Annotated in this window: 1 protein-coding gene; it reads right to left on the bottom strand. The window is 63.1% G+C overall.

Going from position 1 to position 596, the window contains the following annotated elements; genetic code table 11:
- A partial coding sequence (locus tag EN914_RS37625) for a phosphotransferase family protein (protein ID WP_245497956.1) occupies positions 1-505 on the bottom strand: 505 nt, incomplete at its 3' end.
- Between the last annotated feature and the right edge of the window lie 91 nt (positions 506-596).

The following is a 596-nucleotide window of genomic DNA, read 5'->3' on the forward strand; positions in this document are numbered from 1 at the left end:
TGAAATAGGCGGTCAGAAAGGCGAAGGATTCCTCGTCGCTCATGCCGGCGTTGGAGGCGGCGCCTGCGAGGTCGAACATCGCCGTGTTGAAGCCGGCATATTCGAAGTCGATCAGCCACAGCCTGTTGCCGTCGTCGAGAATGTTGGCCGGCAACAGATCATTGTGGCCAAAGACGATCGGCAGCAGTTTCTGCGCGCGCTCCAGTTCGTCGGCCAGCGTCAGCAGGCGCGGCAGGTCGCTGCGCTTGCGGCTGCCGCCTTCTTCAAGCGTGCGCGCATAGTCGCGAATGACATGGAACACCCAGAACATGAAGCCGGCGCCGGAGACGTGACTGGGCATCTCCCGGTGAAAGGCGCGCATCAGGGCTGCGATGCGGCCAAGATTGGCGCGTACGTCCTCGGCGAGATAGGTCTTGGCGCCGAGAAACTCTGTGACCATGATGCCCGGTTCGGCATGGCGGACGGCCGGCGCGAAACCGGCGGCATGCGCCGCCCGCGCCGTCATCACCTCGCGCTCGCGAAAGACATGGTGGAACGGATAGTCCTTGTCGAAGCCCAGCAAACCAGGGATGATTCCGTGACCGCCGAAGATCGCA

It is taken from the genome of Mesorhizobium sp. M7A.F.Ca.CA.001.08.2.1, assembly GCF_003998455.1.
GTDB classification, from domain to species: domain Bacteria; phylum Pseudomonadota; class Alphaproteobacteria; order Rhizobiales; family Rhizobiaceae; genus Mesorhizobium; species Mesorhizobium ciceri.